This window comes from Maricaulis maris MCS10, assembly GCF_000014745.1.
GTDB classification, from domain to species: domain Bacteria; phylum Pseudomonadota; class Alphaproteobacteria; order Caulobacterales; family Maricaulaceae; genus Maricaulis; species Maricaulis maris_A.
Window position 1 is genome coordinate 3,162,812 of sequence record NC_008347.1, and the last position, 18,014, is coordinate 3,180,825.

Sequence of the window (18,014 nt, forward strand, 5' to 3'; positions counted from 1 at the left end):
AACCATGGCGGACATGGCTTGGACGCCGGGTAGGCGATCAGTATTCCGTCCGGCCAGTTCGGCCGCCCGTCCAAGCCCTTATGCGCACGAAATCGCGTGCAAGGCAAATGAAACTCCTATGGCACTGCTAGCGTGCAGCGCCTCAAACGAGACCTGGAGCATTCGCCATGATCGATGATTACCGCAACCCTGCGGCCAGCCTATCCTCAGCATTTTGCCAGTGCCGCAGCGAGGATCGTGAATGACCCGGCGCGGCTTTCTCGAGCGATCCCGGCGCAACCGTCGCAAGCAAGCCGAATCCGGTCGCTCCTTCGACCCCGCCGCGATGATCCGCCTGGCCTTTTTCGGGGTGGCGATACTCGTTGCCGGTGCCGTCTATGTCGGTTTCTGGAGACAGGGCGATACGATCTACAATGGCCCGTGGGGTTTGATGCAGCGACTGATCACACCTGTTTTTCTGGGCGCAAACGCGCTCGAGATATTCGTATTGGTCGTCGTTGGGCTGGTGGCCTGGAGAATTTGGCGACGGCTTTGACGCGGCGAGCTCGCGGTCAGACCGACTCAAGCAGCTCGATCAGATACCCGTCCGGGTCCTTTGCGAAGCCGACGACGGCACCGCCCACTTCGGCTGCGGGCTCCGGGTCACGGATGACAGGCAGACCCGCCGCCCTGATCCGCTCTGCCAATAGCTTTGGGTCAGCAACTCTCAGGACGATCTTCACCGGATTGTCAGCATAGTTTCGAGCGCTGCCATCGGTCCAGTGCATCAGGGCAATGGCGCTGCCTCCATCCGGAAACAACAGGATGACCTCGTCCATATGGCCAAGGGACAGATCCAGGACGCGCTTCATTCCAAGCGTGTTTTCATAAAACGCCGCCGACGCGGCCAGGTCGCTAACGCCAATTCCAAATGCCGCCACACTTGGAAGACTGTCAGGCTTGCTCATGACACGGTTGGCCTCCCCCGGCCGTTCAGCCGGCAGATCCATTTGTATCATTGTGTCAGACACCAGCCTGAAACGTCGGAACTGCCGAGGCGTCGATATGGAAATTCGGTCCGCAATCGGCACAAATTCACCAAACATGTCAACAACTGCGGTTGATCGGTCCAAAATCTGGTGCCAAATCGAACTTTCAGACAATGAGCCGCTAAACCGATGCCCGGCCATGACATCATCCCTAGCCACGACGCGGTCCCGGGTTTAATGCCTCTTCTGTCGGCATGGATCGGACAACGGGCAAACTGAAAGGTCGAGAATAATGGGCGTTAAAATCGCGGTATTCGGCGCTACGGGTGCGGTTGGCAAGGAAATGCTCACCATTCTGGCTGAGCGCCTGTTCCCTGCCGACGAAGTCCACGCTCTGGCCAGTCGGAAATCGATGGGTGTCGAGCTCTCCTATGGCGACAGAACCCTGCGCTGCAAGAATGCCGAAACCTTCGACTTTTCCAGCGTCGATCTGGTGCTGATGTCGGCCGGCGGCGATGTGTCGAAGGAATGGGCCCCGAAAATCACCAAGGCCGGTGCCATTGTCGTCGACAATTCCTCTGCCTGGCGGATGGATCCGGACGTTCCGCTGGTGGTACCCGAAGTCAATCTCGATGCGCTCGACGGCGTTGGCAAGAAGCGGATCGTCGCCAACCCGAACTGCTCGACGATCCAGCTCGTGGTTGCCCTCAAACCGATCCATGACCGCGTCGGAATCAAACGCGTCAATTGCGCGACCTACCAGTCCGTGTCCGGCGGTGGCCAGGCCGCGATGGATGAATTGTGGACCCAGACCAAGGGCATCTACGTCAACGACCCGATCGAGCCCCAGACATTCACCAAGCAGATCGCTTTCAATGTCATCCCCCATATCGACGTCTTCATGGAAGACGGCTCCACCAAGGAAGAGTGGAAGATGATGGTGGAGACCAAGAAGATCCTCGACACCAAGATCAAGCTGTTCGCGACCTGCGCGCGGGTGCCGGTTTTTGTCGGCCATTCGATCGCCGCCCACCTCGAACTTGAAGCACCGATGTCGTCGGGCGAGGCGCGCGACCTGCTGCGCGAAAGCCCGGGCCTGATGGTCATCGATAAGCGCGAGGATGAAGGTTACATCACCCCCGTCGAATGTGTGGGCGAGTTTGCGACATTCGTATCCCGCGTCCGCGAGGACCCGACCGTCGAGAACGGGCTCGCGCTTTGGATCGTGTCAGACAATCTGCGCAAGGGTGCCGCCCTGAACGCCGTGCAGATTGCCGAAGGGCTCCTCAACAAGGGCCTTCTGGGCAAGGCGGGCTGATCAGCCCGGCGCCGCAAGGCAGCCATGCGCAACAAGCGGGTCGCCATCGACAGGCGGGCTCCCTATGTGCGGTGTCAGTCATCGACCAAGGAGTCCGCATGTCTACCGACACATCGACCGATATGCGGCGCGCCCTCGCAGCCGGTCTCTCAGGCTATCTGATCTGGGGCATTTCTCCGCTCTTCTTCCAAACGCTCGAATTTGCCAGTGCGGTAGAGATCATACTGCACCGGGTCGTGTGGGCCGTGCCTCTGCTGGCGGGCTCTCTCGCGCTGTCCGGACGATTGCGCGCCTCGCTTGGCGTCCTCTCGGACCGCCGCACCCTGCTGACCCTTTTGGCAACGTCCGCCCTGATCTCGGTGAATTGGTGGGGCTTCATATTCGCGGTCAATACCGGGCATGTCCTTCAGGCTTCGCTGGGCTATTACATCAACCCGCTCATGAGCGTTGCGGTCGGCGTCATCATCCTGCGCGAACCGCTGGGCCCCTGGCGCATCGCCGCCATCGCGCTGGCAGCACTCGGGGTCGCCAACCAGATCATCACGGTCGGCGAAGTCCCGTGGCTGTCGCTGATGCTGGCCACCACATTCACCGCCTATGGATATCTGCGCAAAGTCGCCGCGGTCGACGGGCGGGCAGGCCTGTTGTGGGAAACCTTGTTCCTCTTCCCCTTCGCGATCATCGGCCTGGTCTGGCTGCAGGTCAGCGGCGCGGGGCACTTCACCGAGAACCCTTCCCAGGCAGGGCTTCTCATGGCCGCCGGACTGGTCACCGTCGTGCCACTCCTGCTTTACACGATCGGGGTCCGGGGACTTCGCCTTTCGACCATGGGGCTGTTGCAATTCATCGCGCCGACCCTCCAATTCACGATCGGCATCCTGACCGGAGAGACCTTCGAAACGGGCCATCTGATCACTTTCGCCTTCATCTGGTCCGGCGTCGGATGTTTCACCTGGAGCCAACTGCGCCGCGAACGAAAACTGGCCGCTGCGGCTGACTAGCGTCGCCTCGCGCACGACCACCCTTGACCAGGCTGGTCGGCTGGCCTTTGCTGTTGGGCAGCAAGCGATTGATCTCGAAGTGAATTCGAGGCCGGAACCGAGGATTCTCCATGACTGATTTTCCGGCGCCACAACGGATCGCCACCAATGGTATCGAACTGTCGGTTCACCTTGCCGGTCCGGAGGCTGGCCAACCACTCCTGCTGGTTCATGGCTGGCCGGAGCTGGCCTATTCCTGGAAGAACCAGATCAGCGTCCTGGCCGAAGCCGGCTATCGCGTGATCGCGCCGGATCTGCGCGGTTTTGGCGGTTCCGACTGTCCCGACGGGATCGACGCCTACGCAATTGATGCGCTGATCGCCGATCTGACCGGATTGCTGGACGCCCTCGGGCATGAAAAAGCCGTCTGGGTCGGCCATGACTGGGGCGGCATCATCACCTGGCATGCGGCCATGCTGGCAGCGGACCGATTTGATGGCGTCATTGGCGTCAACACCCCACACCTGCCGCGTGGCGCCCAGCCGCCGACTGAGGCCTTCCGCGAAATTGGCGGCGAGGATCACTATATCCTGCGCTTTCAGGAGCCCGGATTTGCGGAAGGCGTGTTCGAGGGCAAGGAAGACGATTTCTTCGCCTTCATCTTTGGCGCCCCTCCGAAAGTCGGAAAGCTGGAAGACTACTATCCGGAAATCACGCACATCCCTGCACAGTTCGCGGCCTTTGACGGTCGGGCGGAGAAGCGGATCGTCGTGAGGCCGGAGGATCGTGCGATCTATGCCGATGCCTACCGCAAGACCGGATTTGGCCCTGGCATCAATCTCTACCGGAATTTCGACGCCAACTGGCAGCGCATGGGCGGGGTCGACCATCGCATTGCGCTGCCATGCCTGATGGTTTCAGCGGAGCTGGACTTCATGCTGCCGCCCAAACTGGCCGGATGGATGCCGGCCTTGTGCAAGGATGTGGAGTTTGCCGTCCTCGACGCCTGCGGACACTGGACCATGTGGGAACAGCCCGATGCCCTGAACGGCTATATGCTGGAGTGGCTGGAAAGACGGTTTCCGGCCTCTGGCCGAGCCTGACCGAATTCTCTGGCACGCAGGCCATCGCCTCGGCTACGCTCTGGCAGGGCTGAGACTGCGGGGTTGGAATGAGCAAATCCGGGTGGGTCATCCACGGCTCGCGAAAGGTGGCGGAACTCGACTTCGGCGCCGACACGACCATGCTGAACCTGCGACACGCCATCGCGGAGCTTCCTGGCATGCCGGGGTGGGCCAGGGATTTCGACATGCTCCTGGTAATCAGTGACGAGGCCTCACTCGAGTCCTTCACCATGGAGGCCATGCAGGCGCACCAAGTCTTCATGCGTACCTGGAATGAGCGCTACCGGCAGGGGCATTCGCCCAAGACCGCCCTCGTGTGCGCCAGCGACCTCAAACGGATCATCCCGGAATTATGGTCTGCGATGACCCGTGAGGGCTGGAAAACCCAGATCGGGATTTTCACCAACCGGGCCGAGGCCTTGGAATGGTTGGCAGGACCGGATTGAGCCGGTCGTAACGGCACCTGGCTCAAAGACAGCCGTAAACCGCTTCGATGATCCGGACCGGACGCGGGTCGCCCGCAAGGTGATGATGCTGGCGGTTCATGACATAGGCACCGGTCAGGCCGCGCACCGGATCCGCGAAGGCGCAGGAACCGCCCCAGCCTGAATGACCGACCGTCTCCGGCGTCGGGCCATAAAAGCCGGGCTTGATATTGCGCATGATGCCAGCACCCCAGGAGAGGTCGAAGGGCAGGACCTTGTCAGGCCCGCTGACGCGTTCCTTGACCAGTTCCGCCAGGGTGGCCTCGGAGAGGAAACGCTTGCCCTCCAGGCGACCTGCATCGGCGTAGGGCGTCATCAACCTGGCCAGGGCGGGCGCCGTCGCATGCGCATTAGCGGCCGGGAACTCGGCCTTGCGCCATTCAGTGGCACCACGTCGGCCAGGCGAAGACCAGGGCTTCAGGAAGGCCAGCTCGCGCGGCTGGGTCCGCTCGCCAAGGTCCGGGACCTGGCGAGGCATGGCGTGCTCGGCGGTCCGCCCATGCTCGCTTTCCGGCAGGCCGACATGAAAATCGATCTTGCGGGGGCCAAACACTTCCTCACGAAGAATGGCACCGATGGAGCGGCCATCCGTGCGCCGTGCGAGCGCATCGGCAATGAAGCCGAAGGTGACCGGATGATATCCGGACCCTGTCCCCAGCGGCCACAATGGCGCCTGTCGGGCCAGGCGGTCCTCGATCAGCGCAGCGTCAAACCAGTCACCGGGGTCCATCTCCTCAGCGAGACCAGGCAGGCCGGCCTGGTGAGACAAGGCCTGCGCCACCGTGACCGACGACTTCCCACCGGCGGCAAATTCGGGCCAGTAGTCGGCAACCGGTGCGTCGTAGGAAAGAAGACCGCGATCGACAAGACGGGCGAGAATCAGGGCCGCAATGGCTTTTCCCGTCGAGTAGACCGGCACGAGCGTGTCCGCTTCCCACTCGCGGGTTTTCTTTCGGTCCGCCCAACCGGCATGGATGTCGACGACCATTTCGCCATCAAGTGTCAGCGAGAAGCCGGCGCCGATCTCGTCATGATCGACCCAATTGACAAGAAAGGCGTCGGCCACGGGTTCGAATCCAGTGGCCACATAACCATGAAGGGCAGGCAGGGTGTCGGTGTTCATGTGAACTTGGCTAACGTGTGCCGCGATGGCGATCAAGCGAACTGGACGGCCTCGGCCTGCAAAGTCAGAAGGGGCGCTGACAGGACGTCTGTTGCCGCTACCAGAGGCAGCTCCGGTGCGCCCCACTCATTCGCCCGCATCACAAGGCTGACCGTCGACGCAACCGCGTGTTCCAGCGCCTGCCGGGCGCTATCGCCAGCCATCATCCGGCTTGTGAAAGCGGCCGTCAGAACGTCGCCCGTCCCGTTCGGTGCTTTCGGGAGCCGGTCATGGGTCACCAGCCAGGCCTCCGCGCTATCGACATAGAGAACACCGATCTGCCCATGCCTCGGCAGCGATGAAACGAGGACCGGACGCTCCATCGCCCGGGCCGCCCGGACAATCGAGGCGAGATCGGTCAATGGTCGTCCGGTGATGTGGCCGAGCTCAAACAGGTTGGGCGTGACCAGGTCGGCCCGGCTGATCAGCTGGTCCTTGATGGCCGCTGCGATGGCCGGTGCCACATACAGGCCGCCCGGCGCATCTCCCATGATCGGGTCAACGATAATGGCCGGCGTCGGAGCAAAGGCCTTCACGCCCTTGTTCACCCGCCGCCCCTTGCGAACCACATCGATCACAGCGGCCGTGTCGAAGACCTGACCGACATCCGCGAAATAGCCAGTCAGGACAATGTCGGTGATATCCAGCAGGCCTTGATCGGCAATTCCCGACAAGACGCCCTCGAACTGGTCCTGTTCGACCTCTCCACCGCCCGGGGCGCCCCAGCCGGGATGTCGCCCGTACAGGACGGTCGGCACCAGCATGGTGTCGATCTTCGCGGCATTGAGCACGCGCTGGGAGGCCCCGCCCCCCACAGGGGAGGCGGCAACGTGACTGGAAAGGATCAGCGCCATCGGCATGGAAATCATGCTATATCCAAAACCTCACCGAGCAGAAGCCCCGGAAACGACTTGATGCGACGACTGATCCGTTCGGCCCTTTTTGTGCCTGCCTCCAAACCCCGGGCGATCGAGAAGGCTGCCCATGTCGGGGCCGACCTTCTCATTCTGGACCTGGAAGATGCTGTCGGGCCGGATGAAAAGGGCGAGGCGCGCACGGCGGTCGATGTCGCGATGCACTGCTGGGAAGCATCAGGATCGGTGCGCGCCGTCCGGGTCAATGCACTCGACAGCGAGTGGGGCGCCGCGGACATGCGGGCTGCCGCACGGGCTGACGCCATAGTCCTTCCGAAAGTCGAGCAAGTCGGCGACTTGCATGCAGCCCGCTCGGCACTCAGCTCGCATGGGTCTTCGATCCCGATCTGGGCGATGATCGAGACCCCGCGCGCCCTTCTGGCCCTCAACGCCATTTCCAGTGCCGTCGGTACAGGGCTGGCGGGCCTGATTGCCGGGACCAATGATCTTTGCAAGGAGCTTCGCTGTTCGCCCGAGCATGAACGGCTGGCGCTGGTTCCCCATCTGGTGAACATGGTCTGCGCCGCCCGGGCGAGAGGCCTGTATGTGCTCGATGGGGTCTATAATCATTTCAAGGACCCCAAGGGGTTTCGGGCCGAGGCCGAGCAGGGTCGTGCCCTGGGATTTGATGGCAAGTCACTGATCCATCCGGGCCAGGTCGACCTGGCCCATCTTTATTTCGGACCGACAGCACGCGATCTCGAGCATGCCGCGAAGATCGTCGCCGCCTTCGCCAGTCCGGAAAATGCCGGCAAGGGCGTCATCGCTCTGGACGGTGACATGGTGGAACGCCTGCATCTTGAGGCCGCCCGGGCATTGCTGTCGACCGCTAGCGAAAACGATTCCTGAGACGTGAAACGCAGGCAAAATGCAGAGCAAGACTTGATGTTGCAGCACAAGACCGGCTTTCATGGCTGCTCTTGAGGGACCCTAAATGACCGATTCGACGATTATCTGGCACAATCCGCGCTGTTCCAAATCCCGGCAAACGCTGGCATTGCTGGAAGCTCGCGGCGGCGATCTTGAAGTGCGCGACTACACGGAAGACATGCCGAGCGTGGCCGAGTTGAAAGCCGTCATGAAAAAGCTCGGCTTTGTGTCTGCGCACGAATGGTTGCGCAAGGCGGAGCCCGATTACCGCGAACTCGGCCTCAAGGCGATCGAAGACGAAGAAGCTCTGTTCAAGGCCATGGCCAAATACCCCAAATTGATCGAGCGCCCGGTGGTCATTCATGGAGACCGCGCCATGATCGGACGTCCGCCGGAGCAGGTTCTGGAGCTTTTCTAGCATTCTTCGTCAGTCGGTCGCTGCGACCAGCTCACCACGATATTGAACGATCAGTCCGACCAGCGGCAGGCTGAGCGCGACATCGAAAACATGCCTGTCACCGGCGCTGCGTTCATTCGCAACGACCCGTGGCGACAGGGCTTCTGGCAGTCGAATTCCCCACAGCGTGACCCCCTGTCGATCGAAGTGCAGGACCTCGTCCGCAAGTCGCAGTCGGAAGCTCAAACCAAACGGGCCGAAGCGTTCGGTCAGCAATCCGGCTGCACGACCCTGCCAGGTTGAAAAATGGCGCCCGTCATACCAGCGCTCGAGCAGTTCTCCTGCCCCCGACTTGCTGACCTTGACCAGGGCCGGTTGTTGTCGCCCTGCTTTTGGCAGACCCAGGATGCCGGCGATCAATGGGGCCAACGGGCGGGACCCGCGAACAATGTCTACGGTACCTTCAAACAGCACCGTCGAGTCCGGTGAATGGAGGGCCCGGGTGACCGGTGCCAGCAATGACCAGTCTGATCCCAGCAAGGCCTGATAGAGATGCGTCATGCCGGATGCCTCAGCCACCCACAAAGCGGGCAATCTTCGTACCCAGCCCCATCAGCTTGACCAGCGTTCCCTGGGGCAGTTTTCGAATCTGGGCATACCAGCCGGTCAGGTTTGTCACGAACCCTTCCATGCGACGCAGGCGGTCGCGAGCCATTTGTGGAGTTTCGGGGTCGGCATCCGCGGCATCGGCGCACTCACGCAAGATCTCGATCAAGGGATCGATTTCGCGCTGTTTTCGTGCCTCTGCGATTGCCATCAGCATGTCCCAAGGCTCGTGGGTCGCCGTGAAGTGGTCGCGGCGGTCGCCCAAAACATGCTCGCGTCGCACCAGCGCAAGTCCTTGCAGTTCCTTGAGGGAATTCGAGACGTTCGACCGGGCAATCTGCAACACCTCGGAAATGTCTTCTGCATGCAGCGGCGCATCGGTCAGATAAAGTAGCGCATGTATCTGTGCGATCGAGCGGTTCACGCCCCAGCGTGACCCCATCTCTCCCCAGTGGACGACAAAGCGCTGCATCGGTGCCGAGAGCTTCATCCGGTACCTTTCTCTTTTTTCAGTTCAAACAGAACTAACATGGCAGCCAGGGCCTGTCCCGTGGCCTCCTGCCGCAGTCGGGGATCAGGCGGCCGGGGCTTCCAGGATCTCCCGGATCGCATCGCCAAGCTGTATCGCCTCGTCAGCGCGGGCCGAACCCTTGCGCCATGCCACGCCGATTTCACGCCCGGCGACCGGTGGATCAAAGGCCCGAACCTCGAGGCCCATCCTGTCGACGAGCCCGGCATCGACCGCCATCCGGGGCAGGAGAGTGGCCCCTAACCCCGATTTCACCATGTGGACAAGCGTATGCAGGCTGGTTGCCGCAAAATCCGACCGCGCAGACCCGGTCGAACACGCGGCCAGGGCGTGATCGCGAAGACAATGACCATCTTCCAGCAGCAAGAGCGGTTCATCGGTCAGATCATCGGGCGACAGCTTGGCCTTGCTGGCCAGCGGATGGTCCGGCGGCGCCGCAAACAGGAATTCGTCCGACCAGACTGCATGGGTTTCAATCAGTGCCGCATCGTAGGGCAAGGCTATCAGGGCAGCATCAATCCGGCGCTCCCGCAGCGCTTCAAACAGACGGTCGGTCAGGTCTTCGCGCAGGAATAGTTCGAGCTCTGGGAATCGGGATCTGAGGGCGGGCAGGACCTGCGGCAGCAAAAAAGGCGCAATGGTCGGAATCACTCCCAGACGGAATGGGCCAGCCAGGGGCTCGCCAGCCGCTTGCGCGGCGACGACCAGGTCTTCCGCCTCAGTCATGACCCGCTGGGCCCGCTCCAGCACCACATCGCCAGCGGGTGTCAGGACCGCTCCGCGGGCGCCCCGCTCCACCAGCACCGTCCCCAGGATCGCCTCCAACTCCTTGATTGCGGCGCTCAATGTCGGCTGGGTCACGAAGACGGCCTCGGCGGCCCTGGAGAAACTTCCATGCTCGGCAAGGGCGATGATGAATTGCAGTTGGCGGAGGGTTGGGAGCTGCGTCATAGGTATTGATATTACCTATGACTTATCCAAAAACAATCCATTGGATTTATTCCTTTTCACGCGTCACATCGGCGCCATCACTGATGACCGGCGCTCGGGCCGGTCCGTCCAACTGGAGAGACATAATGCTGGGTATCGGCGAAAAACTTCCTGATTTTGAAATTGTCGGCGTGAAGCCGGGCTTCAACGCGCACGAGGAAAACGGTGAGTCGGCTTTCGAGCCGATCAACCAGGAAAGCTTCGACGGCAAGTGGAAGGTCATCTTCTTCTATCCGAAGGATTTCACCTTTGTCTGCCCGACCGAGATCGTGGCCTTCGCCAACCTGGCCGAGGAATTTGCCGACCGCGACGCCGTCATCATGGGCGGTTCGTCGGACAATGAGTTCTGCAAGCTGGCCTGGCGCCGTGAGCATCCCGATCTCGACAAGCTCGGCATGTGGCAGTTTGCCGACACGACCGGTTCGCTGATCGACAGCCTGGGCATCCGCTCCGAAGAAGGCGTCGCCTATCGTGCGACCTTCATTGTCGACCCGCACAACGTGATCCAGCACGTCTATGTGACGAACCTGAATGTCGGCCGCAATCCGGAAGACACGCTGCGTGTCCTCGACGCCCTGCAGACGGACGAGCTTTGCCCGTGCAACCGTCCGGTTGGCGGCGACACGCTGTAACCACGAAACAGGCTGATGGCCCCTCCCTCCGGCGGGCCATCAGCCTTTCCCGGAGCTGCCGCTCAGGCGTGCCTGGCACACAGTTCCGGGAAACCCCAATCCAATATTGCGAATGCGTTTCATCCGCATATCGTCCACAGGAGTTTATGATGTCGATCGATGCCCTCAAGAATGAGCTGCCGGAATACGCCAAGGATCTGAAACTCAACCTGTCCTCACTGGGGCGCGAGACCGAGCTTGATGACCAGAAGAAGTGGGGCACATTCCTCGCCTCGGCCCATGCGGTCGGCGAACCCAAAACCCTGGCGGCCATCAAGGCTGAAGCCGAGACCCGACTGAGCGATGAAGCGCTGACCGCTGCCAAGGCCGCATCGGCAATCATGGGCATGAACAATGTCTATTACCGCTTCGTCCACCTTTCCAAGAACAAGGAATACGCGACGCTTCCGGCCAAGCTGCGCATGAACATCCTCGCCAATCCGGGCGTCGACAAGGCCGATTTCGAGCTGTGGTCGCTGGCGGTTTCCGCGATCAATGGCTGCGGCTTGTGCATCGACAGCCACGAAGCCGAATTGCGCAAGCACGGTCTGACCACCACCCAGGTCCAGGCCGCCGTGCGAATTGCCGCGACCGTAAACGCCATCGCCGCAGTTCTGGCCGCCGAATCCTGATTCTCTGCCCCTTGTCACAATTGGGGCGGTCTCAACAACCGCCTCCAATTGGCTGATAGAAGATTTAAAAACGAGTTACCCACAGGCCAGTTGATTCTCAAAAATAAGTCCGTATAATGAGCTTATGTCCATGATTGACCATACGCTCGACCCTCTACCCCGTCGCTCCACCGGAACGGACCATGATGTCCGTGGCGGACAGATCTGGTTTTCGCGCGACACAATCAACAAGGCCCGCAGCCATGCCGATGAGTCCTGGCTGCAGGTGTCCCGGACCGCACAGGTCGGTACCGGCATGGCCCTTCTCGGCCTCGCCCTGGGCAGCGGCAATCTTGGATCACTCCTGATCCTGGCCGGCCTTGTCGCGATCCTCAGCAATATGCCCGCCCTGATCCTCAAGGCGACCTACGCCTCCAAGGCGGACTGACCACCACCACGTCGAATGATTGACCCCGTCAACGCACACTCTAGTGTGCGAACCGATACGCGTGCGCCCAAGGCATGCGGACATCGGGGAGAGATTTCATGGGCTGGTGGTTCAAGATCAAATTGTGGCAGCGCGTGCTGGCGGCTCTGGTGCTGGGTGTCGCGTTCGGGCTGATTGCATCCAACACGATGGGTCAGGATGCCGCCACCAACTGGATTGACACCTATGTCCGCCCTGTCGGCCTGCTGTTCATCAACTTGATCCGCATGTTGATCGTGCCTTTGATCTTCACCACGCTGGTGGCTGGCGTGATCGCCATGGGCAAACCCTCCAAACTGGGATCACTTGGCCTGAAAACCATCGGGCTGTACCTGGTGACCACCTTCTTTGCGAACGTGATCGGCCTGACATTCGGTGCTTTGTTCAAGCCCGGTGCGGGTGTTGACCTGGCCGGAGTCGAAGCCGTTCCCGTCAACACGGACCCACCGTCTGTAACGGAGCGTTTGCTTGAAATAGTGCCGACCAATCCCGTCGCCGCCCTCGCGGACGGTGATGTGCTGGCGATCATCTTCTTCTCGCTCTTCCTGGGCGTTGCCATCCTGTCGACCGGCGCTGCCGGAAAGCCGCTTGGCGACTTGTTCAACTCGGCATCGGAAGTCGTCCTTAAAATTACGCACTACGTTATGGAAGTTGCCCCGTTCGGGGTGTTCGCACTGGTGAGCTACACGGCGGCCAGCCAGGGTCTCGAAGCCTTGCAGTCCATTCTGGTCCTGATCGTCGCCGTCTATCTCGGCTTGATCGCCCACGCGATCATCACCTATGGCTTCCTCGTACGAATTGTTCTGAACCTGCCCCTGGTGCGTTTCTTCCGCGGCATGACCGACCCGATTGCGGTCGCATATTCGACGGCGTCTTCGTCGGCCACCCTGCCGGTGACCATCGCCGCTGCCTCCGACAATCTGGGCATCAAAAAGTCCGTCGCCGGCTCTGTTCTGCCGCTGGGCGCCACGATCAACATGGACGGAACAGCCCTTTACCTTGGCATCCTGGCACTCTTTACGGCCCAGGCTTTCGGCTATGATCTCACCTTCATGAACTATGTGATGATCGCCTTCACTGCCGCGATCGTCTCGATTGGCGCGGCCGGCATTCCGTCCGCCTCGCTGTTCCTGCTGGCGATCGTTCTCGAGACCTTCGGCGTGACACCGGAACACACCGCGATTGTCGTCGGCTTCATCCTCCCGGTTGACCGGATCATGGACATGGCCCGCACCGCCGTGAACGTGACCGGCGATGCCGCCGTCGCGACTGCCGTCGCCAAGTGGGAAGGCGAGCTGGACGAGAAACGCTTCCGCGACCCTGCCGTGATCTAGCGCGACGGGGAGACGGCCCGGCAGACCCGATTCCTGTCGGGTCTGAACGGGCAGCAAGGGGCGAGGAGATATGCGTGTGAAAATGCCCTATCGCATCGTCGAACTGGTGGTGGCGGCGAGTGTCGTCGTCATCTCCGTCGCCTCCCTGTTCGTGGCCGTGCATCAGAGCGTGGTCATGGAGCGCACCCTGGCCGCCAGCGTCTGGCCGGTCATGGAATTCCAGCACGGGAATTACGATACGACCCGGGACATGCGCTCGCTCATTTTCGAGTTCACCAATAGCGGGTTGGGCCCGGCTCAGGTGCGCTATATGCGCCTCATCAATGAGGGTGAAGCGGTGCAATCACCGCTGCATTACTTTGCCGAGTGCTGCGCGCCAGCAAGCCTCACGAGCGAGGAAAGGAACGCGCATGTCGAACGCCTGTTCATGGATGGCAGCCTGTTCCTTGTGACCGAGGTCATTGGCGGACGGGTGTTCGCACCACAGCAGACCGTCGTGTTTGCTCGGCTGGATTATCCTGAAAACCCTGAAGCCCGGGCCGTCTGGGAGGCCCTGAACACAGCCCGGCGCACGCTGGAGATCGAGCTTTGCTATTGCTCGGTCTTTGATGATTGCTGGCTGGCGAATTTTCCCCAACAAACGCGTGAACCGATCGACCAGTGCCGGATCGAGGACTGATCCGCTGTCCGAGATGTGACGTAGCAGACGCATGTCCAACAACACCGATCCCACATGCGCTCCCTGATCCGCCTCCTCGCTGCCCTCGGTACAGCTGCGCTGACCGGTCTGATCATCCTGGCAATCTGGCAAGGCGACTTCTCGTCCGCCGGCGCGTGGCTGACCACGCGCCCCTGGGGACGGGTCACGCTTTTTGACCTTTATTTCGGCTTCCTGATCAGCGCGGTCCTCATTGCGGCCGTGGAGCGGGACTGGCGATCAACCTTGTTCTGGGTCTTGCCGGTTTTCGTGCTGGGCAATGTCTGGACCGGCATCTGGCTGTGCATCCGCGCGAGGCGGGTTTTGTCACTCTCGACGCGATCAGGCCGCACCCATCATCAAAGCCCCGGCGAGCCGTGATCCATTCCGGCCCCGGCGACGTAGATATCCCGTCCCAAGAGTGGCCGCGGCTTTCCCCTCCATACACCCGCGTCACTCTGCCTCGCGCCGAACTACCCGACTGTTTGTCCCAACGGGTGGTTCGGCGCACTCCGTCCCCTCAATCGGGTCGTTCACCAGCGCGTGATCAGCCGGACCTTGAATGGCCCGGGCGGCCTCCCATATTGGGGCCACAATTAGAGCTTACGCCGATCTGACAAGTTGAAGCGTGTTTGAGTTGTCTTAACGATAAACCCGTTTCACCCACCCTGCGGTAGGGCTCCGTTAACGGACTCAACCGTGAAATGACACCGCGCAAACACGGCGCAGACAGGTCGGGCATGTCGCCCGGAGGACAAGATGGACAAGGCACAGTTCGCAATCAGCATGCTCGCAAAGACAGCCCTTCTGTGGCTGACGGCAGCGCTGATCTTTGCCTCGCTGTTCGGCGTCATGCTGTCTGCCCGTCCGGACGGTCCCAGCCTGCGCTTCTCGCAGAGCGAGACCGTGGCCGTGGCCGGTGACGCAGCCGCCGGCGCCCGCTAGCGCCTGACAGGCTGGTCTCGGCCCGCTTGCGGCTTGACTCTTTTCCACACGGCACGTACTAGCCCCGCTTCATCATGCAAGCACACCGCTTGTCTTACCGGCACATCCGCCCCAACTGGTCGGGGGAGGTCGGCGAGAACCCTGCTCGGCGAAGTTTTCGCTCAGCGGGGCTGGTTTGCTTTGCGTTGATGGCGATGGATTGAGGTTTTGATGTTCGACACACTCACAGAACGACTTGGCGGCGTCTTCGACAAGCTCACCGGACGCGGTGTTCTGTCGGAGAAGGATGTCGATGCGGCGCTGCGCGAAATCCGCGTCGCCCTGCTCGAAGCCGATGTCGCCCTGGATGTTGTGAAGGCTGCGACCAAGCAGATCCGTGAACGCGCCGTCGGTGAAGACGTGATCCGCGCCGTGTCGCCGGGCCAGCAAGTCATCAAGATCGTCCATGACGCGCTCGTCGACCTGCTGGGCGGGGAAGGCGAGCCGGTCGGCCTGTCGCTCGAGGGCGAACCGCCGATCGCCATCCTGATGGCCGGCCTGCAGGGCTCGGGCAAGACCACGACCTCGGCCAAGCTGGCCAAGCGCATCCAGGAAACACAGAAGAAGAAGGTCCTGCTGGCCTCGCTCGACACCCGTCGCCCGGCGGCGATGGAGCAGTTGCAGCAGCTGGCCGGACAGATCGACGTCGCCTTCCTGCCGATCGTGCCAAACCAACGCGCCGTCGACATCGCAAAACGCGCGATGAATGCGGGTCGCCTGCAGGGCTTTGACGTCGTCATACTCGACACCGCCGGTCGCACCTCGATCGATGAAGAGATGATGGCCGAGGCGCATGATATCGCCCGCGTCACCAATCCGCGCGAGACCCTGCTGGTCGCCGATGCCCTGACCGGTCAGGACGCCGTCGAGACCGCCCGCCGCTTCCATGACCGCCTGCCGCTGACCGGCCTGGTCCTGACCCGGATGGATGGTGATGGCCGTGGCGGCGCTGCCCTTTCCATGCGCCACGTCACCGGCCTGCCGATCAAATTCCTCGGTGTGTCGGAAAAACCCGACGGGCTCGACGCCTTCGACGCCAAGCGCGTCGCCGGCCGCATCCTCGGTCGCGGTGACATCATCTCGCTGGTCGAGAAGGCCGCGCAGAATGTCGACGAGGAAAAAGCCGCCCGCATGGCCAAGAAAATGGCCAAGGGCAAATTCGATCTCGACGATTTGCGCGAACAGTTCAGCCAGCTCAAGACCATGGGCGGGCTTGGCGGGATCATGGGCATGCTGCCGGGCATGAACAAGAAGATGCAGGCCCAGGCGGCCGCTGCCGGCATGGACGACAAGATGCTGACCCGCCAGGAAGCCATCATCCTGTCGATGACCAAGCAGGAACGCGCCAAGCCGGAAATTCTGAAAGCCAGCCGCAAGAAGCGCATCGCCGCCGGTTCCGGCGTCCAGGTCGCGGACGTCAACAAGCTGATCAAGATGCACCGCCAGATGGCCGACATGATGAAGAAGGCCGCCAAGGGCGGCCGCGGCGGTCTCGCCGGCATGATGGGCGGTATGGGCGGCGGCATGCCACCAGGCATGGGCGGCCAGATGGGCGGCATGAACCCGGCCGATATGGGCCGCGCCACACAAGACCTGCTCGGCGGCAAGGCGCCATCCGGCTCACAGCTGCCTGGCCTGGGCAATTCAAACACCAGCAAGCCTGCGAGCCTGCCGGGACTGGGTGGCGGCATGCCGCTCGGTCCGGACGGGTTGCCGCTCGGTCTGCCGAAGAAATAACTGATACATGACTTTGACCCATCACATACGCGCTGACGAAGCCGACCTACTCAGGACATCTGTCGATGCTGAGGGCATGGTTTTGGCAAGAGCCGCATGTCATCACATCAAAGAGGGGTGGGTCGAAGCCGAAGCCGTTTGGATCATGCGCCGGGATCAGGCACCAGTATGCCTGACCGCAGAATGGTTCGAAACCGATTCCGGCGATCGCTATGGCGCTATCAGTGCAAAATTGGACGATGAGCCCGATGAATCTGCTGTCCAGGTTCGTGGTTGTGAAGCGTGGATTCACGACGTCGATATCCTGTCGGTTCACCACAACCAATATGGCCAACACGACGTAACAGTCGATGCCGGCGTCGAATTCAAATCTAACACCAACGAAGTGTTCAGTGTGTGTGTGGCCGACCCGCGCGACCACGATCAAAAGTTTCTCCTTATTCAAGGAGAGAACCATCATCACCGGCTCGGCGGAATGGCCATTGCTCGCCGTTGCCTGACATCTGAAATTCAAAGATCAAACTGAAGGAATACCCCTATGTCTCTGAAAATCCGTCTCGCCCGTGGTGGCGCCAAGAAGCGTCCCTATTACCGTATCGTCGTTGCCGACAGCCGTTCGCCGCGCGATGGCCGCTTCATCGAAAAGATCGGTTCCTACAACCCGATGCTGCCGAAAGACGGTCAGCGCGTCGAGCTGGACATGGAAAAGGTGAAGGCCTGGATCGCCAAGGGCGCCAAGCCGACCGATCGCGTCGGTCGCTTCATCCACCAGATCGAGGCTGACGCCTGGAAATGGGAAGCCAGCAACAACCCGCAAAAGGCCGAGCCGGGCCAGAAAGCCAAGGAACTCGCTGCCGAGAAGGCCGAGAAGGAAGCTGACCGCAAGGCTGCCGAAGAAGAAGCCAAGGCCGCCGCTGCCGCCCCGGCTGCTGAAGAAGCGCCTGCTGAAGAGGCCCCGGCCGCTGAAGCTGCTGCCGAAGAAGAAAAGTCCGAATAGGACCCTTTCTCCTGACACGCTGGGTGGACGGTCCTTCCCCTTGATGGGGAAGGTGTCCGCGCAGCGGACGGAAGGGGTGAAACGCAAAGCGTGAATTCGCCGACTGTTTCACCCACTCCGACCCCTCCTTCGCCCAGGCGACGGAGGGCCCAC

Annotated in this window: 23 protein-coding genes; 17 read left to right on the top strand and 6 right to left on the bottom strand. The window is 61.5% G+C overall.

The features are described 5' to 3' along the window. Nucleotides 1–241 precede the first annotated feature (241 nt). Entirely contained in the window at nucleotides 242–535 is a 294-nt protein-coding gene (locus MMAR10_RS14815; protein WP_011644799.1) for a hypothetical protein, read from the top strand. 16 nt (nucleotides 536–551) lie between these two features. Here the strand turns inward: MMAR10_RS14815 and MMAR10_RS16510 are convergent, their stop codons facing one another. Then, a complete protein-coding gene (locus MMAR10_RS16510) occupies nucleotides 552–1,169 on the bottom strand; it encodes a VOC family protein (RefSeq protein WP_011644800.1) in 618 nt (205 codons plus the stop codon). A gap of 91 nt (nucleotides 1,170–1,260) precedes the next feature. Between MMAR10_RS16510 and MMAR10_RS14825 the strand changes: the two genes are divergently transcribed. The 4 genes from MMAR10_RS14825 (at nucleotide 1,261) to MMAR10_RS14840 (ending at nucleotide 4,836) form a co-directional block, all read left to right on the top strand. Further along, nucleotides 1,261–2,286 (top strand): aspartate-semialdehyde dehydrogenase, encoded by a 1,026-nt coding sequence (locus MMAR10_RS14825; RefSeq protein WP_011644801.1) that lies wholly within the window; start codon nucleotides 1,261–1,263, stop codon nucleotides 2,284–2,286. 98 nt (nucleotides 2,287–2,384) lie between these two features. Beyond that, nucleotides 2,385–3,287 carry an EamA family transporter RarD gene (gene rarD / locus MMAR10_RS14830; RefSeq protein WP_011644802.1) on the top strand — a complete coding sequence of 301 codons (903 nt, stop codon included), beginning with the start codon at nucleotides 2,385–2,387 and terminating at the stop codon, nucleotides 3,285–3,287. Nucleotides 3,288–3,397: 110 nt separating this feature from the next. Then, entirely contained in the window at nucleotides 3,398–4,369 is a 972-nt protein-coding gene (locus MMAR10_RS14835) for an alpha/beta fold hydrolase (RefSeq protein WP_011644803.1), read from the top strand. A 68-nt stretch (nucleotides 4,370–4,437) separates the two neighbouring features. Next, complete coding sequence (locus MMAR10_RS14840; protein ID WP_011644804.1) at nucleotides 4,438–4,836, top strand: hypothetical protein; 399 nt, start codon at nucleotides 4,438–4,440, stop codon at nucleotides 4,834–4,836. Nucleotides 4,837–4,858: 22 nt separating this feature from the next. On the opposite strand, the gene MMAR10_RS14845 is transcribed toward MMAR10_RS14840, so the two are convergent. Together MMAR10_RS14845 and MMAR10_RS14850 are read right to left on the bottom strand one after the other, a co-directional pair. Next, nucleotides 4,859–5,998, bottom strand: coding sequence for a serine hydrolase domain-containing protein (locus MMAR10_RS14845; RefSeq protein WP_011644805.1), 1,140 nt, complete (start codon nucleotides 5,996–5,998; stop codon nucleotides 4,859–4,861). A gap of 32 nt (nucleotides 5,999–6,030) precedes the next feature. Then, the gene (locus tag MMAR10_RS14850) at nucleotides 6,031–6,906 is read right to left on the bottom strand and encodes a PfkB family carbohydrate kinase (RefSeq protein ID WP_011644806.1); all 876 of its coding nucleotides are present in this window, start codon (nucleotides 6,904–6,906) and stop codon (nucleotides 6,031–6,033) included. 45 nt (nucleotides 6,907–6,951) lie between these two features. Here MMAR10_RS14850 and MMAR10_RS14855 point away from each other — a divergent pair, with 45 nt between their 5' ends. Together MMAR10_RS14855 and arsC are read left to right on the top strand one after the other, a co-directional pair. After that, entirely contained in the window at nucleotides 6,952–7,800 is an 849-nt protein-coding gene (locus MMAR10_RS14855) for an HpcH/HpaI aldolase/citrate lyase family protein (protein WP_011644807.1), read from the top strand. Between the two features lie 85 nt (nucleotides 7,801–7,885). Beyond that, nucleotides 7,886–8,239, top strand: a complete 354-nt coding sequence (gene arsC, locus MMAR10_RS14860; protein WP_011644808.1) for an arsenate reductase (glutaredoxin) — start codon at nucleotides 7,886–7,888, stop codon at nucleotides 8,237–8,239. A 9-nt stretch (nucleotides 8,240–8,248) separates the two neighbouring features. Here arsC and MMAR10_RS14865 read toward each other — a convergent pair whose 3' ends face one another. From MMAR10_RS14865 to MMAR10_RS14875, 3 genes are all read right to left on the bottom strand, one after another. Then, nucleotides 8,249–8,779, bottom strand: a complete 531-nt coding sequence (locus MMAR10_RS14865; RefSeq protein WP_011644809.1) for a DUF4166 domain-containing protein — start codon at nucleotides 8,777–8,779, stop codon at nucleotides 8,249–8,251. Between the two features lie 10 nt (nucleotides 8,780–8,789). Further along, on the bottom strand, nucleotides 8,790–9,296 hold the full coding sequence (locus MMAR10_RS14870; protein ID WP_041637943.1) for a GbsR/MarR family transcriptional regulator: 507 nt from the start codon (nucleotides 9,294–9,296) through the stop codon (nucleotides 8,790–8,792). Nucleotides 9,297–9,398: 102 nt separating this feature from the next. Continuing rightward, nucleotides 9,399–10,304: a hydrogen peroxide-inducible genes activator gene (locus tag MMAR10_RS14875; RefSeq protein ID WP_011644811.1), complete on the bottom strand. Its 906-nt coding sequence runs from the start codon at nucleotides 10,302–10,304 to the stop codon at nucleotides 9,399–9,401. Nucleotides 10,305–10,429: 125 nt separating this feature from the next. Between MMAR10_RS14875 and MMAR10_RS14880 the strand changes: the two genes are divergently transcribed. From MMAR10_RS14880 to rpsP, 10 genes are all read left to right on the top strand, one after another. Further along, nucleotides 10,430–10,975, top strand: a complete 546-nt coding sequence (locus MMAR10_RS14880) for a peroxiredoxin (protein WP_011644812.1) — start codon at nucleotides 10,430–10,432, stop codon at nucleotides 10,973–10,975. A 149-nt stretch (nucleotides 10,976–11,124) separates the two neighbouring features. Further along, complete coding sequence (locus MMAR10_RS14885) at nucleotides 11,125–11,646, top strand: carboxymuconolactone decarboxylase family protein (RefSeq protein WP_011644813.1); 522 nt, start codon at nucleotides 11,125–11,127, stop codon at nucleotides 11,644–11,646. A 130-nt stretch (nucleotides 11,647–11,776) separates the two neighbouring features. After that, nucleotides 11,777–12,073 (top strand): hypothetical protein, encoded by a 297-nt coding sequence (locus tag MMAR10_RS14890; RefSeq protein WP_150099805.1) that lies wholly within the window; start codon nucleotides 11,777–11,779, stop codon nucleotides 12,071–12,073. A gap of 98 nt (nucleotides 12,074–12,171) precedes the next feature. Continuing rightward, nucleotides 12,172–13,446 (top strand): dicarboxylate/amino acid:cation symporter, encoded by a 1,275-nt coding sequence (locus MMAR10_RS14895; protein WP_011644815.1) that lies wholly within the window; start codon nucleotides 12,172–12,174, stop codon nucleotides 13,444–13,446. A gap of 70 nt (nucleotides 13,447–13,516) precedes the next feature. Beyond that, complete coding sequence (locus tag MMAR10_RS14900; protein ID WP_011644816.1) at nucleotides 13,517–14,125, top strand: hypothetical protein; 609 nt, start codon at nucleotides 13,517–13,519, stop codon at nucleotides 14,123–14,125. A 54-nt stretch (nucleotides 14,126–14,179) separates the two neighbouring features. Beyond that, nucleotides 14,180–14,524, top strand: a complete 345-nt coding sequence (locus tag MMAR10_RS14905) for a hypothetical protein (protein ID WP_011644817.1) — start codon at nucleotides 14,180–14,182, stop codon at nucleotides 14,522–14,524. Nucleotides 14,525–14,902: 378 nt separating this feature from the next. Then, the gene (locus MMAR10_RS14910) at nucleotides 14,903–15,088 is read left to right on the top strand and encodes a hypothetical protein (protein ID WP_011644818.1); all 186 of its coding nucleotides are present in this window, start codon (nucleotides 14,903–14,905) and stop codon (nucleotides 15,086–15,088) included. Between the two features lie 210 nt (nucleotides 15,089–15,298). Next, nucleotides 15,299–16,864, top strand: a complete 1,566-nt coding sequence (gene ffh / locus MMAR10_RS14915; RefSeq protein WP_011644819.1) for a signal recognition particle protein — start codon at nucleotides 15,299–15,301, stop codon at nucleotides 16,862–16,864. A 7-nt stretch (nucleotides 16,865–16,871) separates the two neighbouring features. Then, nucleotides 16,872–17,390, top strand: coding sequence for a hypothetical protein (locus MMAR10_RS16975; protein WP_150099806.1), 519 nt, complete (start codon nucleotides 16,872–16,874; stop codon nucleotides 17,388–17,390). A gap of 12 nt (nucleotides 17,391–17,402) precedes the next feature. Beyond that, nucleotides 17,403–17,861 carry a 30S ribosomal protein S16 gene (gene rpsP, locus MMAR10_RS17235; protein WP_011644821.1) on the top strand — a complete coding sequence of 153 codons (459 nt, stop codon included), beginning with the start codon at nucleotides 17,403–17,405 and terminating at the stop codon, nucleotides 17,859–17,861. The last annotated feature ends 153 nt before the right edge of the window (nucleotides 17,862–18,014 follow it).